The following is a 16588-nucleotide window of genomic DNA, read 5'->3' on the forward strand; positions in this document are numbered from 1 at the left end:
TTCCAGCCCTTCTCCGAGATCCAGTTGAGGAACGCGACGTCCTGGGTGTTCCCCTTCTGGGGGGTGGCGATCTTCTTGCCCTTGAGGTCGTCGAGGGTCTTGATCTTGGCGGGGTTCACGACGAGCTTGACGCCGCCGGACGCGGAGCCGGAGACGACGCGCAGGTTGGAGCCCTTGGACTTGACGTAGCCGTTGAGCGCGGGGGAGGGGCCGATGAAGCCGATGTCGAGGGAGCCGCCGTTGAGGGCCTCGATCTCGGAGGGGCCGCCGTTGAAGGCCTGCGTCTTGACCGCGGTGGCGCCCAGTTCCTTCTGGATCAGGCCCTCCTGGAGGCCGACCAGCGCGGTGGCGTGCGTCAGGTTCGGGAAGTACCCGATCCGGACCTCGGACGCCGACAGCTTCTTGCCGCCGGCGGCGGAGCCGGCCGCCTTCGGCTCTTCCTTCTGTGCCTGGGAGCCGTAACCGCAGGAGGCGAGCGCGCCGATCAGCAGCGGCAGGGCGGCAGCGGCGGCGAGGCCGCGGCGCAGGGCCGTGCGGGCGGTACGCGTACGCGTGGTGCGGGGGGTGGCGGTGGCAGGCACGGGAGGACTTCCTCTCGTGACGCGGTCATCTCATGACGCACGTCTTCGTCTGTGGAGCAGGGGCAGGTACGGCTCGTCGGGGGTGCGGGCGCGTCGGCGGGATACCGAAGGCGGTCCGGTCAACACGCACATCGCGCAACCCCTCCCCGGCCGCTGCCGAGGGCGCGGCCGCCGTCCTTCGCGAAGGCGGAGTGGATGTCGGAGGACATGGGCTAGAAGTCCCACCCTTCCTCGTCGGCCTGCACGGTGGTCTCCGCAGTGGAGGCGAAGGACTCGCCCGCCATGCCCGCCGCCAGGGTGGTTCCGTCCGCCGGGTCGATCAGCAGGAAGGATCCGGTGCGGCGCGAGTCGGCGTACGCGTCGAGCGCGAGCGGCTCGGCCGTACGGACGACCACGCGGCCGATGTCGTTGGCCACCAGCTGACCGGGGTTCGGGTGCTGGGACAGGTCGTCGAGGGTCAGCCGCGAGGGGATCTCCTTGACGATCGCCTTGACCGTCCGCGTCGTGTGCTTGATCAGCACCCGGGCGCCGACGGCCAGGGGCTGGTCGGCCACGTGGCAGACCGTCGCCTCGACGTCCTGCGTGGTGGCCGGGGCGCTCGCGGACGGCGCGATCAGGTCGCCGCGCGAGATGTCGATGTCGTCCTTGAGCCGCACGGTCACCGACTGCGGGGCCCAGGCGATGTCGACGCTCTCGCCGAGCGCGTCGATGCCCTCGATGACCGAGGTACGGCCGGACGGCAGCACGGTCACGGCCTCGCCGACCCGCAGCACGCCCGAGGCGATCTGGCCCGCGTAGCCCCGGTAGTCCGGGTGCTCGGCGGTCTGCGGACGGATCACGTACTGCACGGGGAAGCGCGCCGGGCAGGCGGTGAGGTCGTGGCTGACCGGGACGGTCTCCAGGTGTTCGAGCACCGTCGGGCCGCCGTACCAGTCCATGTTCGCCGACGGGTCCACCACGTTGTCCCCGGCCAGCGCCGAGATCGGGATCGCGGTGATCTCCGGGACGCCCAGGTCCGAGGCGTAGGCGGTGAACTCCTCGGCGATCGCCGCGAAGACGGACTCCTGGTAGCCGACGAGGTCCATCTTGTTGACGGCCAGCACCACGTGCGGGACGCGCAGCAGTGCGGCGACGGCCGCGTGCCGGCGGGTCTGCTCGATCACGCCGTTGCGGGCGTCGACCAGGACCACGGCCAGGTCGGCGGTGGAGGCGCCGGTGACCATGTTCCGGGTGTACTGCACGTGCCCGGGGGTGTCGGCGAGGATGAACCGGCGGCGCGCGGTGGCGAAGTAGCGGTACGCGACGTCGATGGTGATGCCCTGCTCCCGCTCGGCCCGCAGGCCGTCGGTGAGCAGCGCGAGGTCGGGGGCGTCCTGGCCGCGGGCCTGGGAGACCGCCTCGACGTGCTCCATCTGGTCGGTCAGGACCGACTTCGAGTCGTGCAGCAGCCGGCCCACCAGGGTGGACTTGCCGTCGTCGACGGAACCGGCGGTCGCGAAGCGCAGCAGGGTGGTCACGGAAGGGTCGCCGAGGCTGGCGAACTGCTCGGTGGTGCTGGTCATGTTAGAAGTACCCTTCGCGCTTGCGGTCTTCCATCGCGGCCTCGGACATCTTGTCGTCGGCGCGGGTCGCACCCCGCTCGGTGAGGCGGGAGACGGCGATTTCGGCGATCACGGCGTCCAGCGTGGCGGCGTCGGAGTCGACGGCGCCGGTGCAGGACATGTCACCGACCGTGCGGTAGCGGATAAGACGCGTCTCGGGCGTCTCGCCCTCCTTCGGGCCGCCCCACTCGCCGGCCGTCAGCCACATGCCGTTGCGCGCGAACACCTCGCGCTCGTGCGCGAAGTAGATCTCCGGCAGCTCGATGCCCTCGCGGGCGATGTACTGCCACACGTCCAGCTCGGTCCAGTTGGAGAGCGGGAAGACGCGCACGTGCTCACCGGGCGCGTGGCGGCCGTTGTACAGCTGCCACAGTTCGGGGCGCTGGCGGCGCGGATCCCACTGGGAGAACTCGTCGCGGAGGCTGAACACCCGCTCCTTGGCGCGGGCCTTCTCCTCGTCGCGGCGGCCGCCGCCGAAGACGGCGTCGAACTTGAGCTGCTGGATCGCCTCGGTCAGCGGGACGGTCTGGAGCGGGTTGCGGGTGCCGTCCGGGCGCTCGCGCAGCTTGCCCGCGTCGATGTAGTCCTGGACGGACGCCACGTGCAGGCGCAGGCCGTGCTTCTCGACCGTGCGGTCGCGGTATTCGAGCACCTCGGGGAAGTTGTGCCCCGTGTCGACGTGCAGGAGGGTGAAGGGCACCGGAGCCGGCGCGAACGCCTTCAGCGCCAGGTGCAGCATGACGATGGAGTCCTTGCCGCCGGAGAACAGGATCACCGGCTTCTCGAACTCGCCCGCCACCTCGCGGAAGATGTGCACGGCCTCGGACTCGAGGGCGTCGAGGTGCGACAGCGCGTAGGGCGCGTCGGTCTCTTCGTGCAGGTGGGCGACCGTGGTCATGCCAGACCCCTCTCGGTGAGCAGCGCGTGCAGGGCCGAAGCCGACTCCTGGACGGTCTGCGTGTGCGACTCGATACGGAGGTCCGGGGACTCCGGCGCCTCGTACGGGTCGTCGACCCCGGTCAGACCGGAGATCTCGCCCGCCGCCTGCTTGGCGTACAGGCCCTTCACGTCACGCTCGGAGCAGACCTCGACCGGGGTGGCCACGTGGACCTCCAGGTAGTCCGTCTCCGCGGCGGCGTGCCGCTCGCGAACGGCCTGACGGCTGTCCGCGAACGGCGCGATCACCGGTACCAGCGCCTTGACGCCGTTGCTCGCGAGGAGTTCGGCGACGAAACCGATCCGCTGCACGTTGGTGTGCCGGTCCGCGCGGCCGAAGCCGAGGCCGGCGGAGAGGAACTCGCGGATCTCGTCCCCGTCGAGCACCTCCACGCGGTGGCCCTCGGCGCGCAGCCGCTCGGCCAGCGCGTAGGCGATGGTGGTCTTGCCGGCGCTGGGCAGCCCGGTCAGCCACACGGTGGCGCCCTGGTCGCTCACGCTCATCTGCTGTGTCTCCGTAAGTTCTTCGCTGGTCGTCGTCATCAGCCGTGCAGTCCGCACTCGGTCTTGCCCCGCCCGGCCCACCGGCCGGCCCGCGCGTCCTCGCCCTCCGCCACCCGGCGGGTGCACGGGGCGCAGCCGACGGAGGCGTAGCCGTCCATCAGCAGCGGGTTGGTGAGCACCCCGTGCTCGGCCACGTACGCGTCCACGTCGTCCTGGGTCCAGCGGGCGATCGGGGAGATCTTGACCTTCTGCCGCTTCTCGTCCCAGCCGACCACCGGGGTGTTCGCCCGGGTCGGGGACTCGTCGCGGCGCAGGCCCGTCGCCCAGGCGTCGTACGCGGTCAGGCCCTCTTCGAGGGGCTTGACCTTGCGCAGGGCGCAGCACAGGTCGGGGTCGCGGTCGTGCAGCTTCGGGCCGTGCTCGGCGTCCTGCTCGGCGACCGTCCGGCGCGGGGTGAGGGTGATGACGTTGACGTCCATCACCGCCTCGACCGCGTCGCGGGTGCCGATGGTCTCCTCGAAGTGGTAGCCCGTGTCGAGGAAGACCACGTCCACGCCGGGGAAGGCGCGGGAGGCCAGGTGGGCGACGACCGCGTCCTCCATGGAGGAGGTCACGGCGAACTTCTTCCCGAAGGTCTCGGCCGCCCAGGTGAGGATCTCCAGCGCGGAGGCGTCCTCCAGGTCCCGGCCCGCCCGCTCGGCCACGTCCCGCAGGGCGGCCGAGCCGGCGGACGCGTTTTCGAGACCGGCGTCCTGAGTCGTGGTCATATCTCTTCCCCTCCGGCGGCGTCGGACCGGACACCCCGGGACAGCAGCCCGAGGTACTTCAGCTGGAAGGCCCGGTTGCAGGCCCTGCACTCCCACGCGCCGTGGCCCGTCTCGTGGGGGAACAGGTCCTCGTCGCCGCAGTACGGGCAGTAGAACGGTGCGGCGCGCTCGCTCACGACAGGCTCTTCTCGTCCGCGCGGGCGACCCACGCCGCGAAGCGCTCGCCGTCCTCGCGCTGCTCCTCGTAGCTCTTGACGACCCGCTCGACGTAGTCGGGCAGGCCGGCCGAGGTGACCTTGAGGCCGCGGACCTTGCGGCCGAAGCCGGCCTCCAGGCCGAGGGCGCCGCCCAGGTGGACCTGGTAGCCCTCCACCTGGTTGCCGTCGTCGTCCAGGACCAGCTGGCCCTTGAGACCGATGTCCGCCACCTGGATACGGGCGCAGGCGTTCGGGCAGCCGTTGATGTTGATGGTCAGCGGCTCGGCGAACTCCGGCAGGCGGCGCTCCAGCTCGTCGATCAGCGAGGCGCCGCGCGCCTTGGTCTCGACGATGGCCAGCTTGCAGAACTCGATGCCGGTGCAGGCCATCGTGCCGCGGCGGAACGGGGACGGCTTGACCCGCAGGTCGAGCGACTCCAGGGCCGCGACCACCGAGTCGACCCGGGCGGCCTCGATGTCGAGGACGATCATCTTCTGCTCGGCGGTGGTGCGCAGCCGGCCGGAGCCGTGCTGCTCGGCGATGTCCGCGATCTTGGTCAGGGTGGCGCCGTCGACGCGGCCCACGCGGGGCGCGAAGCCGACGTAGAAGCGGCCGTCCTGCTGCTGGTGGACGCCGACGTGGTCGCGCCACTGGCCGGAGGGCTGCTCGGGCGCGGGGCCGTCGGTCAGCTTCCGCTTCAGGTACTCGTCCTCCAGGACCTGGCGGAACTTGGCCGCGCCCCAGTCGGCGACGAGGAACTTCAGGCGGGCGCGGGTGCGCAGCCGGCGGTAGCCGTAGTCGCGGAAGATCGAGATGACGCCCTCGTAGACGTCCGGGACCTCGTCGAGCGAGACCCAGGTGCCCAGGCGGACGCCCAGCTTGGGGTTGGTGGAGAGGCCGCCGCCGACCCAGACGTCGAAGCCGGGGCCGTGCTCGGGGTGGTTCACGCCGACGAAGGCGATGTCGTTGATCTCGTGCGCCACGTCGAGCAGCGGCGAGCCGGAGATCGCGGACTTGAACTTGCGGGGCAGGTTGGAGAAGTCCTTGTTGCCCACGATGCGGCGGTAGATCTCGTCGATCGCGGGGGTGCCGTCGATGATCTCGTCCTGCGCGATGCCGGCGACGGGCGAGCCGAGGATGACGCGGGGCGTGTCACCGCAGGCCTCGGTGGTGGACAGCCCGACGGCCTCCAGGCGGCGCCAGATCTCCGGGACGTCCTCGATCCGGATCCAGTGGTACTGCACGTTCTGCCGGTCGGTGAGGTCGGCCGTACCGCGCGCGAACTCCTGGGAGATCTCGCCGATGACGCGCAGCTGCTCGGTGGTCAGCCGGCCGCCGTCGATGCGGACGCGCAGCATGAAGTACTTGTCGTCCAGCTCCTCCGGCTCCAGGATCGCGGTCTTGCCGCCGTCGATCCCGGGCTTGCGCTGGGTGTAGAGCCCCCACCAGCGCATGCGCCCGCGCAGGTCGTTGGGGTCGATCGAGTCGAAACCGGCCTTGGAGTAGATCGTCTCAATGCGTGTCCGCACGTTGAGACCGTCGTCGTCCTTCTTGAACTGCTCGTTGCCATTGAGGGGCGTGTGGTGTCCGACGGCCCACTGACCCTCGCCGCGGTGGCGGCCTGTCTTGCGGCGCGCGGCGGCGGCTGCGGGCGTTTCGGGGGTGGCGGCCATGGCGGGTACGTCCTTCTTCGGCGGCTCAGGGCAGGAGCGGGGGCACAGGGGGGAGCGGCGGTGCGCCCCCGTCACGTCGGCGTCGCTGAGCGGGTGTGGCTGAGGGCCGCCTTTGCCGGGGTGGCCGGCGGGCAGGGCGGTATTCAGCCGTCAGGGGGCAGAGATGATCGTCACTTCCACGGCGACGATGCCGGGATTGTGGCGGTGTGCGGCGGTTGCTGGTTCCGTCAGCAGGCCGGACAGATGGCGCTGGACATGCGGCCGAGGTCGACGTGCCGCCGACTCACCAAGGCAATTCCAGCTCCATTCATGGCGGAAGCGTGTCATGTGCCGATTGGAGGAGTCCACTACTGTCCAAAATGCGGACGATGTCGTCTCGCATCGCGATACGCCGTGATCGCCGTCACGGCCCGGGATCCGAACGGGACGGCCTAGGCGCCCGGCCACGGGCCGGGGGTCGGGGTGTCCTCCTTGGACTCCGTTTCCGTCCTGAAGAGCTTGAACCCGCGCCGCTGGTAGTTGTCCATCGCCGTCGGCCCGTCCTGGCTGCACGTGTGCAGCCAGACGCGCCGCGTCGGCTCGCGATCCGGCCAGCGCGACGCGAGGTCCCAGGCCCGGGCCGCGCCCACCGACAGCAGGTGCCCGCCGATCCGCCGCCCCCGGAAGTCCGGCAGCAGGCCGAAGTAGACGATCTCCACCACCCCGTCGTCCTGCGGGTCGAACTCCACGTACCCCGCCGGGGTGCCCCGGTCGTACGCCACCCACGTCTCCACGCCCGGCCGCCCCAGCTGCTCCACCCACTGCTCGCGGGTCAGGGCCAGCCGGTCCGTCCAGTGGATGTCCCCGCCGACGGAGGCGTACAGGAACCGGCTGAACTCGGGCGAGGGCACCTCCGCCCGCGCGATCGTGATCTCCGCGCCGGGCACGGCGGCCGGGACCAGATCGTCCGGCGAGGTCATTTCCAGGGACCAGGTGGTGAGTGTGATGGTGCTCATGCAGGTCAGGGAATCATGCCCCGCCCCCGGAAGCCCAGGCGGGCCCTGACCACCGCGGGCGCGGTCGAGTGGGGCAGCAGCCCGGCCGGGTCCCGCGGGCGGATCAGCTCCACCTCCACGTCCTCCGCGAAGCGGTACGGCCGGTGCGTCAGCACGCCCGCGAGGTTGCGGCGCACCCGGGACATCTCCGCCCGCACCGTCACCGTGCGCGTCGGATCCCCGAACAGCTCCTCGGACAGCTCCGCCGCCGAACGCCCGCGCGGGCTCTCCGCCAGCAGGAACAGCAGCTCCGCATGGCGCGGGCTCAGCTCCTGCGACCAGCTCCCGGCGGCCCCGTACACCGTCGCCGACCAGCCCCCGGCCCGGCTGAGGTCGAGTACGACCCGGGTTGCCGCCGCGCCCGTACGGTCCTGCGCGATCCGCAGCAGCCAGCCGCCGGGCAGCGGCTCCACCACGCACTCGCCGAGCTGCGGCACCCACACCCGCCCCGGCCCGAACGACTTCGGCAGCGGCAGGCGGTCCACCGGCGCCAGGCCCGTCACGGCCGCCGTCCAGCCGTTCGGGTCCACGGCCAGCGCCCGCCCCGGCAGCCGGGCCAGCAGCGGGGCGGCCACCGCCCGCAGCCGCTCCAGCGACTCCAGGTGCCGTACGCGCAGCTCCCGCTCCGCGAGCCGGGCCACCGAGCTCACCCACGCCAGCGTCGCCGGGTGCATCGTGGCCAGCGGGCCGCTCACGTCGACCACGCCCAGCAGCCGCCCGTCGCGCGGATCGCGCACGGGCGCGCCCGCGCAGGTCCAGTCGTGGTGGCTGGAGACGAAGTGCTCCGCCGAGAACACCTGGACCGGCCGCCGGGTCACCAGGGCGGTCCCCACCCCGTTGGTGCCGACCACGGCCTCGTCCCAGTCGGCCCCGACCGCGAAGCCGAGCCGGTCCGCCTTGCGCAGGATGGAGGCGTGGCCCTCCCGCCACAGCAGCCGGCCCTCCGCGTCGGCCACGACCATGATGTGCAGGACCTCGTCCAGGGCCGGGAGCAGCCCCTCGCGCAGCACCGGCAGGATCTCCCGCAGCGGCGAGACGTGCCGCCGCTCCTCGGTCTCGGCGGCCGACAGCACCCGCGAGCGCGCGTCCCGGTCCGGGTGTACCCCGCCCGCCATCATCCGGCGCCAGGACTCGGCGATCTCCGGGCGCGGCGCGGCCGGGGGGCGGTCCCCGGCCAGCGCCGCCGCCCGTACGCCCTTGAGCAGACGCGCGGCCTCCCGCGCGTCCATGGCCGAGATGCGGGCCACATCGACGGTGCCGGCCGTGCTGACCGTGCTGACCGTGCCGGCCGTGCTGCCTGTGGTGTCGGCCACCGGAACCTCCCCGTGCGAACAGGACGACTCAAAGGTTGCAACGGTATGCAACTCTCGCCAAGTCCCGGTCACCCGACCGAAACTGTCCGGACGTCGCCGAGCGGCGTGACAGCTCCTCCTCGGGGCTTCTCGGATCAGGGGTGGTGCCGAGTCGGCGCGGCGCCACTCCTGTTCCCGTATGACGGGCCCGGATCCCGGCTCGGAGCGGTTTGGGGACTACTCCCCGCCCGTGATCCGCGCCCGTTCCACGATCGCGCCCAGGTCCAGGCTGTGCGGCAGCGTGCCGAAGGCCGCCCCCCAGTCACCGCCGAGCCGCGAGGCGCAGAACGCGTCCGCCACCTCGGGCGGCGCCCACCGCACCAGCAGCGAGCCCTGGAGCACCAGGGCCATGCGCTCCACCACCCGGCGGGCCCGGGCCTCGATCCCGTCCAGGTCGGCGAGCTCCGTCAGCAGGTCCTTGATGGCCGAATCCAGCCGGTGGTCCGCACCCCGGGCCAGGCCGACCTCCTGGAGGAAGGCGTTCAGGGCCTGGGGCTCCCGCTGGAGGGCGCGCAGTACGTCCAGTGCCTGGACGTTGCCCGAACCCTCCCAGATGGAGTTCAGCGGGGATTCGCGCAGCAGTCTCGGCAGGCCGGACTCCTCGACGTAGCCGTTGCCGCCCAGACACTCCAGGGCCTCCGCGACCATCGGCGTACAGCGCTTGGTCACCCAGTACTTGGCGGCGGGCACGGCCAGGCGCAGGAAGGCCTTCTCCTGGTCGGTCCCGCTGTCGTAGGCGGCCGCCAGCCGCAGGGTCAGGGTGGTCGCCGCCTCCGACTCCAGGGCGAGATCGGCGAGGACGTTGCGCATCAGCGGCTGGTCGATGAGCGGTGCTCCGAAAGCAGAGCGGTGCTCCGCATGGTGAGCGGCCTGCGTCAGCGCCTGCCGCATCAGCGAGGCCGAACCGATGACACAGTCCAGCCGGGTCGCCGCGACCATCTCGATGATGGTCCGCACCCCCCGGCCCTCCTCGCCCACCCGCCGCGCCCAGGTCCCGTCGAACTCCACCTCGCTCGACGCGTTCGACCGGTTGCCCAGCTTGTCCTTCAGCCGCTGGATCGCGAAGACGTTGCGCGTGCCGTCCGGCAGCACCCGCGGCACGAGGAAGCAGCTGAGCCCGCCCGGCGCCTGCGCCAGCACCAGGAACCCGTCGGACATCGGCGCCGAGCAGAACCACTTGTGCCCGGTCAGCACGTACTCGCCCGGGGCGTCCAGCGCCGCCGCCACCGTCGTGTTCGCCCGTACGTCGCTGCCGCCCTGCTTCTCCGTCATCCCCATGCCGAAGAGCACACCGCCCTTCTGCGCGGCCGGCGCCAGCCCCTCCTCGTACACGTGCGAGGTCAGCCGCGGCTCCCACTCGGCCGCCAGCTCCGGATCGGCCCGCAGCGCCGGCACGGCGGCGTGCGTCATCGAGACCGGGCAGCCGTGCCCGGCCTCGGCCTGTGACCACACGAAGAACCCGGCGGCACGCCGCAGGTGCCCGGCAGGCCGCCCCCAGGCATCGGTCAGCCCGGCGGACACGGCCTTCCCGAGCAGCCGGTGCCAGGCGGGATGGAACTCCACCTCGTCGATCCGGTTCCCGTACCGGTCGTGCGTGCGGAGCCGGGGCGGATTCTCGTTCGCGAGCCGGCCCCACTCCTGGGCCTGCGCGGAACCGGCGGCACGCCCGAGCAGCGTGAGCTCCTCCCGCACCTCGCCGAGGAGTTCGGGGCCCGCGGAGGCGAGATGGCGCTCCACGCCCTCGGTGAGGGCCCGGTCGCCCCCGTAGACGTCGTGGCCCACGAGCGGTGGGGCCTGATTGGTGACTGTGTGGGTGGTGGCTGCCATGCGGATACCGTAAGGACGTGCAGCCAGCAAAAGAAACACCAGAGCGGATCCTGGTACGCCACGGACGGCTCCACCGGGCCCGCGCCCTCTACCGCAACGTCTCGAAGCGGAAGATGGGCTGGCTGCTCCTGAAGGACACCGTCAACTCGTGCATCGAGTACCGGATCCTCGGCCTGGCCGCCGAGGCGGCCTTCTTCACCTTGCTCTCGCTGCCCCCGCTCTTCCTCGGCCTGCTGGGCCTCCTCGGCTACGTGGACGGCTGGACGGGCACCACCACGGTGGCCAGCATCGAGGAGAACATCCTCGGGGCCGTCGGCACGATCCTGTCCGACCGGGGCGTCAACGACATCGCCAAACCGATGCTGGACGACGTGACCGGCCGCGGCCGCCCGGACCTGATCTCGCTCGGCTTCGCCTTCGCCCTGTGGTCGGGCTCGCGCGCGGTGAACGTCTTCATCGACACCATCACCGTGATGTACGGGCTCGACGGGCACCGCGGCATCGTCAAGACCCGGCTGCTGGCCTTCCTGCTGTACATCATCGCGCTGGTCATCGGCGCCGTCGTGCTGCCGCTGATGGTGGTCGGACCCGACGCGGTGGTCCGGCTGGTGCCCTGGGGCACCAGCGTGATCGCGGTCCTGTACTGGCCGACCGTCACCCTGCTGTCCATCGTCTTCCTGACCACGCTCTACCACGTGTCCGTGCCCGTGCGCTCGCCGTGGATCGAGGACGTGCCCGGCGCGCTGGTCGCCCTCGCGATGTGGGTGCTGGGCTCCTTCCTGCTGCGGATCTACCTCACCAACACCGTGGAGGGGCCGACGATCTACGGCTCGCTGGCCGCACCGGTGGCCGTGCTGCTGTGGATCGGCATCTCGGCCTTCGCGGTCCTCGTCGGCGCCGCCGTCAACGCGGCGATCGACCGGGTCTGGCCCTCGGTGGCCACCGCGGCGGCCCGCGAGGCGAACGAGCGGGCCCGCGAAGCGGAAGCCGCGCAGCTGATCGCCCGGGCCGCGGCCTGGCGGGCGATGGCGGAGGGCGAGTCGGAGGACGACGAGGACAACGGCATGCCCTCCGAGTTCCCCGAACGCTGGTCGAAGTTCCTGCCCCCGGAGGACTACACCTCCCGGCTGCGCAAGCACTGAGTCCGGCCCCGCCGCGCCCCCGACGGGGGCCGGCGCGCACGACGGCCTAGCCTGGAAGGGTGTACGAGGAGACGCGGTCGGCGGTCGTGCCCGGAGCCGTGCTGTGGCGGGCCGGCGGGCCCGGGCGGGTCGTGCTGCCCGACGGGTGCATGGACCTGCTGTGGGTCGAGGGGCGGCTGCTGGTCGCCGGCACCGACACCGGACCGCATCCGGCCGGGGAGGTCCCGGGCGGGGCCTTCGCCGGGATCCGGTTCGCACCCGGTACCGCGCCCGCGCTGCTCGGCGTACCGGCACACGAGCTGCGCGACCGCCGGGTCGGGCTCGCCGACCTGTGGCCCGCCCGGGAGGTGCGCCGCCTCGCCGGGCAGGTGGCCTCGTACGAGGACCCGCGCGCCGGGCTGGAGGCACTGGCCGCGCGCCGCGCAGCCGGGGCAGGGCCGCCGGACCCGCTGGTCGCCGAGGTCGTGGCCCGGCTCCGGGCGGGCCAGGCCGTCGCCCCGATCGCCGCGGCCGTCGGCCTCGGGGAACGGCAGCTGCACCGCCGCTCCCTCGACGCCTTCGGGTACGGCCCCCGGACGCTGGGCCGCGTGCTCCGGCTGCGCCGCGCCCTCGCGCTGGCCCGGGCGGGCACGCCCTACGCCGAGGTCGCCGGCGTCGCCGGGTACGCCGACCAGGCCCATCTGTCCCGCGAGGTACGGGCCCTGGCCGGGACCACGCTGAGCGCCTACGTGGCGGGCGCCGCCGACGGGGCGAACAGCGAGACCCCGCAGCCGTCCGGGTCGAGGACCACGGCGTAGCGCTGGCCCCAGAAGGCGTCCCAGGGCTTCAAGTGCCCGGGATGCCCGGCGGCGGTCAGTTCGGCGTACAGCGCGTCCACCTCGGCGGGGGAGTCGCACAGGAAGGCCAGGTCCCGGCGGCCGTCACCGGTGGGCCGGGTCCAGGACGGGTCGATGGAGCGGATGGTCTCCTCCGTGTCCCAGCCGATCCGCAGACCGCCGGGCAGCACGGCTTCGACGTGCGGCTGGTCATCGGCATCGGCCGGCACGTCCAGTCCCAGCCGGCGGTAGAAGGCGAGCGAGGCGGCCATGTCGGAGACGACCAGGCCGATCATGTCGAGTCGGGGAGTCATGAGCGCAGGCTAGGCCGGGCCCGGGCCGGCCGTCTTGAACGAAACGGACATGGGCGGCGGCGCCGCCGCCGGCCCTGCCCTGGTGCGGGTACGTCCGGTGCGGGTACGGGTGCCGGCACGGCCGCGGCCGCTGGCGCTGGCGCTGACGCTGGCGCGGCACTGGGACTGGTGCGGGTGCGGCCGCCGGCGCGGTCGCGGCTGCCGGCGCGGACACGACGCGGGCGCGGGCACGGGCGCGAACACCGGTACGGACACTGGAGCTGTCGCGGGGATTGACGGTGCGTCAGGTCTGGCGCAGGTTATATCGGGAAGCCGATATAACTCTCGGGAGGCCCCGTGCCGCCACCCCCACCGCATGCGCGAGCGGACCGCGCGCCGGCGTCGCGCCAGGCGCAGCGCAAGTCCCAGACCCGTTCGCGCCTCATCGACGCCGCGGCCGAACTCTTCGCCCGCAAGGGCTTCCACGCCGTCTCGGCGGAGGCCGTCGCCGACGCCGCCGACCGGACCACCGGCGCCCTCTACAGCCACTTCGGCGGCAAGGAGGGCCTGTTGCTCGCCCTGCTCGAGGTCTGGAAGGAGCGGACCGCCGAGGAACTCGCCGCCGAGATCGCGGACAGCGCCGACCCGGCCGACCCCGCCACGCACTTCTCCGCCATGTGGGCCAGCCTCACCCGCCCGCACCCCGACCGGGGCGACTCCTGGCTGCTCCTGGAGGCGGAGCTGTGGCTGCACGCCGCCCGGGGCCCGCTCCTCGGAGGCCTGCTGGCCCAGCGCTACGCCGAGGTCCGCGCCCAGCTCGGGGAGGGCCTCGCCGACTGGGCCGAGGCCACCGGCACCCCCCTGGCCCGCCCGCCGGAGGAGACCGGCGCCCTGGTGCTGGGCGTCCTGCTCGGCCTGGCCATGCAGCACCGCCTCGACCCCCGCGGCATCCCCGACGCCCTCGTGGTGGAAGCACTGAGCGCCCTCCTGACCCCACCCCCCGACCACGCCCCCTGAAGGGAACCGACCGTGATCCCCACCGGTGAGATGGACCTGTTGGAAGACACCTGGGCCCGCGGGGTCCCGCACGAGCAGTTCACGAGGCTGCGCCGGGAGGACCCGGTGCACTGGCACGAGGTGCCCGGCGGCCACGAGGGCTTCTACGCCGTCACCCGCCACGCCGACGTCAAGGACATCAGCCGCGACCCCGAGCTGTGGTCCACCGAACTCGGCTCCTTCATGGTCCGCGACCAGAGCCCCGAATCCCTGGCGACCCTGCGGCTGGTCCTGCTCGGCATGGACGCCCCGCGCCACTCCCGCTACCGAGCCCTGGTCAGCGCGGGCTTCACCCCCCGCGTCGTGCGCCGCCTGGCGGCCCGGATCGCGGAGCGGGCGGCGGCCCTGGTGGAGGGCGCGGTCACCCCCGGCCGGGACATGGACTTCGTCTCGGAGGTGGCCGCCTGGCTGCCCATCCAGACGATCTGCGAGATGGTCGGCGTGCCCCCGGGCGACGAGCGGCTGATCTTCGACTGGAGCAACCGGATGGCCGGCGGCCAGGACCCGGAGCTCTCGGCGGGCAAGCACGACAGCGACCTCGCGGCCGCCGAGATCTACTCCTACTGCGACGCGCTGGCCGCCGAGCGGCGGGCGCACCCCCGCGAGGACATCCTCTCGACGCTGGTCCACGCGGAGGTGGACGGGGACCGGCTCACCCCGGACGAGATCAACATGTTCTTCGTGCTGCTGTGCGTCGCGGGCAACGAGACCACCCGCAACCTGCTGTCCCACACCGTGCTGGCGCTGGCCGGGCATCCGGCCGCCCGCGCCGAACTGGCCGCCTCCCCGCAGGACGAGGCGCTGTGGACCTCGGCCGTGGAGGAGTTCCTGCGCTGGGGCGGCTCGATCCACAACTTCCGGCGCACCGCGACGCGGGACACCGTGCTGCGGGGCCGGCCGATCGCCGCCGGCCAGAAGGTGGTCACGTACTACACCTCCGCCAACCGCGACGAGGAGGTCTTCGCCGACCCCTTCACCTTCGACATCCGCCGCACCCCGAACGACCACCTCGCCTTCGGCGGCGGGGGCCCGCACTTCTGCCTGGGCGCGGGGCTGGCCCGCACCCAGATCAAGGCCCTGATGCGCGAACTCCTCCACCACCACCCCGACTTCGGCCTCGCGGGCGAGGTGCGGCGGCTCCGCTCGGACTTCATCAACGGCATCAAGTACCTGCCGGTCCGCTTCGGCTAGCGCCCGCTGGGGGCATCCGGGCCTGCGGGCCGCGAAAAAGAATTGGCGCCCCCGGGAGCGGGCTTGTTACGGTGAATCCGTTCCCGCCGAGCAGCGCGGAACCCCAGCACGCGCATGACCCGGAGGTGAGTTCATTGATGACTGTCGTCAGGCAGGGCGCCGTCGCCCGCACTCAGAAGACCATCAATGTCACTTCCGTGGTCTCCGGCTGACCTCAGACCTCTTCGCGCACCGCCACCGAGCGGGAGCGCGCTGCCGGGGCCACCCTGTGAAGGGTTCCCCTTGTCTCTCGCACAGCATTCTCCTTCCTCTTCTCCTTCCTCCTCTTCTTCCTCCTCGGAGTCGTCCCGGGACACGGCCCTGGCCCCCTTCGGCTGGGACGCCGCGTGGGCCGTCGAGTTCATCCCGTACGCCGAGCAGGGCCTCCTGCCCGGCCGGGTCGTACGCGTCGACCGCGGTCAGTGCGACGTCATGACCGAGCACGGCATCGTCCGAGCCGACACCGCCTTCGTCACCCCGCACGACCCGCTGAGGGTCATCTGCACCGGCGACTGGGCGGCGGTCGAGCCGACGGGCAGCCCGCGCTACGTGAAGGCGTACCTGCCGCGCCGCACCGCCTTCGTGCGGTCCACCTCCTCCCAGCGGTCCGAGGGGCAGATCCTCGCCGCCAACGTCGACCACGCGATCATCGCCGTCTCCCTCGCCGTGGAACTGGACCTGGGGCGCATCGAGCGCTTCCTGGCCCTGGCGTGGGAATCGGGGGCGCAGCCGCTGGTCGTCCTCACCAAGGCGGACCTCGTCCCGGACCCGGCCGTGCTCGCACACCTGGTCCAGGACGTGGAGACCACCGCGCCCGGGGTCCAGGTACTGACGGTCTCCTCCCTCACGGGGGAGGGCACGGACGTCCTCACCGCCCTCGTCGGCGGCGGTACGAGCGTGCTGCTCGGCATCTCGGGCGCCGGCAAGTCCACCCTGGCGAACACGCTGCTCGGGGCCGACGTCATGGAGGTCCAGGAGGCCCGCGAGGTCGACGGCAAGGGCCGCCACACGACCACGACGCGCAACCTGCTCGCCCTGCCGGGCGGCGGCGTCCTGATCGACACGCCAGGACTGCGCGGCGTCGGGCTCTGGGACGCCGGGACCGGTGTCGGCCAGGTGTTCGCGGAGATCGAGGAGTACGCGGAGACCTGCCGCTTCCACGACTGCGCGCACGAGGCGGAGCCGGGGTGCGCGGTGCGGGCCGCCGTGGATTCCGGCGAGCTGCCGGAACGCCGCCTGGAGAGCTACCGCAAGCTGCTGCGGGAGAACCAGCGGATCGTGGCGAAGACGGACGCGAGGCTCCGCTCGGAGATCCGCCGCGACTGGCGCCTCAAGTCGGCGGAAGGCCGCGCCAACTACGCGGCCAAACGCTTCGGCCGAGCCTAGCCCTCGCGGGCCCGCCCCGCCCCAGGCCGAGGCCCGGCGGACCCTGACGGCCGCGCCACGGCCTCCCCAGGACGGGGCCGGACCATCCCAGGCCGAGGCCCGGCGGAGCCTGACGGCCGCGCCGCGGTCCGCCCGCCAAAGCCGGCCTGGGCGCCGCGGTCTGCCCGGCGAGGCCGGCCCACGCGTCTCCGCTG

17 protein-coding genes are annotated in these 16588 nt (G+C 72.6%); 5 read left to right on the plus strand and 12 right to left on the minus strand.

Annotated elements, in window-relative coordinates:
- From ACFWP3_RS26890 to ACFWP3_RS26940, 11 genes are all read right to left on the minus strand, one after another.
- Positions 1 to 581: ABC transporter substrate-binding protein (locus ACFWP3_RS26890; RefSeq protein WP_384225815.1), on the minus strand; the 581-nt coding region annotated here is incomplete at its 3' end.
- A gap of 212 nt (positions 582 to 793) precedes the next feature.
- Positions 794 to 2143: a sulfate adenylyltransferase subunit 1 gene (locus tag ACFWP3_RS26895; protein WP_384225818.1), complete on the minus strand. Its 1350-nt coding sequence runs from the start codon at positions 2141 to 2143 to the stop codon at positions 794 to 796.
- A gap of 1 nt (position 2144) precedes the next feature.
- Complete coding sequence (cysD, locus tag ACFWP3_RS26900; RefSeq protein WP_384225821.1) at positions 2145 to 3080, minus strand: sulfate adenylyltransferase subunit CysD; 936 nt, start codon at positions 3078 to 3080, stop codon at positions 2145 to 2147.
- Positions 3077 to 3622, minus strand: coding sequence for an adenylyl-sulfate kinase (gene cysC / locus ACFWP3_RS26905; protein WP_384225824.1), 546 nt, complete (start codon positions 3620 to 3622; stop codon positions 3077 to 3079). The genes cysD and cysC overlap by 4 nt, the downstream gene beginning before the upstream one ends.
- A gap of 38 nt (positions 3623 to 3660) precedes the next feature.
- Positions 3661 to 4389, minus strand: a complete 729-nt coding sequence (locus ACFWP3_RS26910) for a phosphoadenylyl-sulfate reductase (RefSeq protein WP_384225827.1) — start codon at positions 4387 to 4389, stop codon at positions 3661 to 3663.
- Complete coding sequence (locus ACFWP3_RS26915) at positions 4386 to 4565, minus strand: hypothetical protein (protein ID WP_384225831.1); 180 nt, start codon at positions 4563 to 4565, stop codon at positions 4386 to 4388. Before ACFWP3_RS26915 ends, ACFWP3_RS26910 begins: the two co-directional genes overlap by 4 nt.
- Entirely contained in the window at positions 4562 to 6259 is a 1698-nt protein-coding gene (locus ACFWP3_RS26920; protein ID WP_384225834.1) for a nitrite/sulfite reductase, read from the minus strand. The genes ACFWP3_RS26915 and ACFWP3_RS26920 overlap by 4 nt, the downstream gene beginning before the upstream one ends.
- Positions 6260 to 6486: 227 nt before the next feature.
- Positions 6487 to 6570, minus strand: coding sequence for a putative leader peptide (locus ACFWP3_RS26925; RefSeq protein ID WP_310942095.1), 84 nt, complete (start codon positions 6568 to 6570; stop codon positions 6487 to 6489).
- 120 nt (positions 6571 to 6690) lie between these two features.
- Positions 6691 to 7254: a GNAT family N-acetyltransferase gene (locus tag ACFWP3_RS26930; RefSeq protein WP_384225837.1), complete on the minus strand. Its 564-nt coding sequence runs from the start codon at positions 7252 to 7254 to the stop codon at positions 6691 to 6693.
- A 5-nt stretch (positions 7255 to 7259) separates the two neighbouring features.
- Positions 7260 to 8522 (minus strand): GAF domain-containing protein, encoded by a 1263-nt coding sequence (locus ACFWP3_RS26935; protein WP_384225916.1) that lies wholly within the window; start codon positions 8520 to 8522, stop codon positions 7260 to 7262.
- Positions 8523 to 8822: 300 nt separating this feature from the next.
- Positions 8823 to 10472: an acyl-CoA dehydrogenase family protein gene (locus ACFWP3_RS26940; protein WP_384225840.1), complete on the minus strand. Its 1650-nt coding sequence runs from the start codon at positions 10470 to 10472 to the stop codon at positions 8823 to 8825.
- A 17-nt stretch (positions 10473 to 10489) separates the two neighbouring features.
- Here ACFWP3_RS26940 and ACFWP3_RS26945 point away from each other — a divergent pair, with 17 nt between their 5' ends.
- Entirely contained in the window at positions 10490 to 11614 is a 1125-nt protein-coding gene (locus tag ACFWP3_RS26945) for a YihY/virulence factor BrkB family protein (RefSeq protein WP_384225843.1), read from the plus strand.
- 59 nt (positions 11615 to 11673) lie between these two features.
- On the plus strand, positions 11674 to 12411 hold the full coding sequence (locus tag ACFWP3_RS26950) for a helix-turn-helix domain-containing protein (protein ID WP_384225846.1): 738 nt from the start codon (positions 11674 to 11676) through the stop codon (positions 12409 to 12411).
- Here the strand turns inward: ACFWP3_RS26950 and ACFWP3_RS26955 are convergent.
- Positions 12339 to 12743, minus strand: coding sequence for a VOC family protein (locus ACFWP3_RS26955; RefSeq protein WP_384225849.1), 405 nt, complete (start codon positions 12741 to 12743; stop codon positions 12339 to 12341). The two genes, ACFWP3_RS26950 and ACFWP3_RS26955, sit on opposite strands and share 73 nt — an antisense overlap.
- A 336-nt stretch (positions 12744 to 13079) precedes the next feature.
- Between ACFWP3_RS26955 and ACFWP3_RS26960 the strand changes: the two genes are divergently transcribed.
- The 3 genes from ACFWP3_RS26960 (at position 13080) to rsgA (ending at position 16394) form a co-directional block, all read left to right on the plus strand.
- A complete protein-coding gene (locus ACFWP3_RS26960; protein ID WP_384225851.1) occupies positions 13080 to 13739 on the plus strand; it encodes a TetR/AcrR family transcriptional regulator in 660 nt (219 codons plus the stop codon).
- A 12-nt stretch (positions 13740 to 13751) separates the two neighbouring features.
- The gene (locus ACFWP3_RS26965; RefSeq protein WP_384225854.1) at positions 13752 to 14969 is read left to right on the plus strand and encodes a cytochrome P450; all 1218 of its coding nucleotides are present in this window, start codon (positions 13752 to 13754) and stop codon (positions 14967 to 14969) included.
- Positions 14970 to 15251: 282 nt separating this feature from the next.
- Positions 15252 to 16394 (plus strand): ribosome small subunit-dependent GTPase A, encoded by a 1143-nt coding sequence (rsgA, locus tag ACFWP3_RS26970; RefSeq protein ID WP_384225857.1) that lies wholly within the window; start codon positions 15252 to 15254, stop codon positions 16392 to 16394.
- Positions 16395 to 16588: the final 194 nt, after the last annotated feature.

Origin of the sequence: Streptomyces sp. NPDC058525, from assembly GCF_042719495.1 — a bacterium.
GTDB lineage: Bacteria > Actinomycetota > Actinomycetes > Streptomycetales > Streptomycetaceae > Streptomyces.

Coding starts and splice junctions, on each gene's coding strand:
- ACFWP3_RS26895 (WP_384225818.1), bottom strand. CDS start 2,143: ATGACCAGCACCACCGAGCAGTTCGCCAGCCTCGGCGACCCTTCCGTG.
- cysD (WP_384225821.1), bottom strand. CDS start 3,080: ATGACCACGGTCGCCCACCTGCACGAAGAGACCGACGCGCCCTACGCG.
- cysC (WP_384225824.1), bottom strand. CDS start 3,622: ATGAGCGTGAGCGACCAGGGCGCCACCGTGTGGCTGACCGGGCTGCCC.
- ACFWP3_RS26910 (WP_384225827.1), bottom strand. CDS start 4,389: ATGACCACGACTCAGGACGCCGGTCTCGAAAACGCGTCCGCCGGCTCG.
- ACFWP3_RS26920 (WP_384225834.1), bottom strand. CDS start 6,259: ATGGCCGCCACCCCCGAAACGCCCGCAGCCGCCGCCGCGCGCCGCAAG.
- ACFWP3_RS26925 (WP_310942095.1), bottom strand. CDS start 6,570: ATGAATGGAGCTGGAATTGCCTTGGTGAGTCGGCGGCACGTCGACCTC.
- ACFWP3_RS26930 (WP_384225837.1), bottom strand. CDS start 7,254: ATGAGCACCATCACACTCACCACCTGGTCCCTGGAAATGACCTCGCCG.
- ACFWP3_RS26935 (WP_384225916.1), bottom strand. CDS start 8,522: ATGGACGCGCGGGAGGCCGCGCGTCTGCTCAAGGGCGTACGGGCGGCG.
- ACFWP3_RS26940 (WP_384225840.1), bottom strand. CDS start 10,472: ATGGCAGCCACCACCCACACAGTCACCAATCAGGCCCCACCGCTCGTG.
- ACFWP3_RS26955 (WP_384225849.1), bottom strand. CDS start 12,743: ATGACTCCCCGACTCGACATGATCGGCCTGGTCGTCTCCGACATGGCC.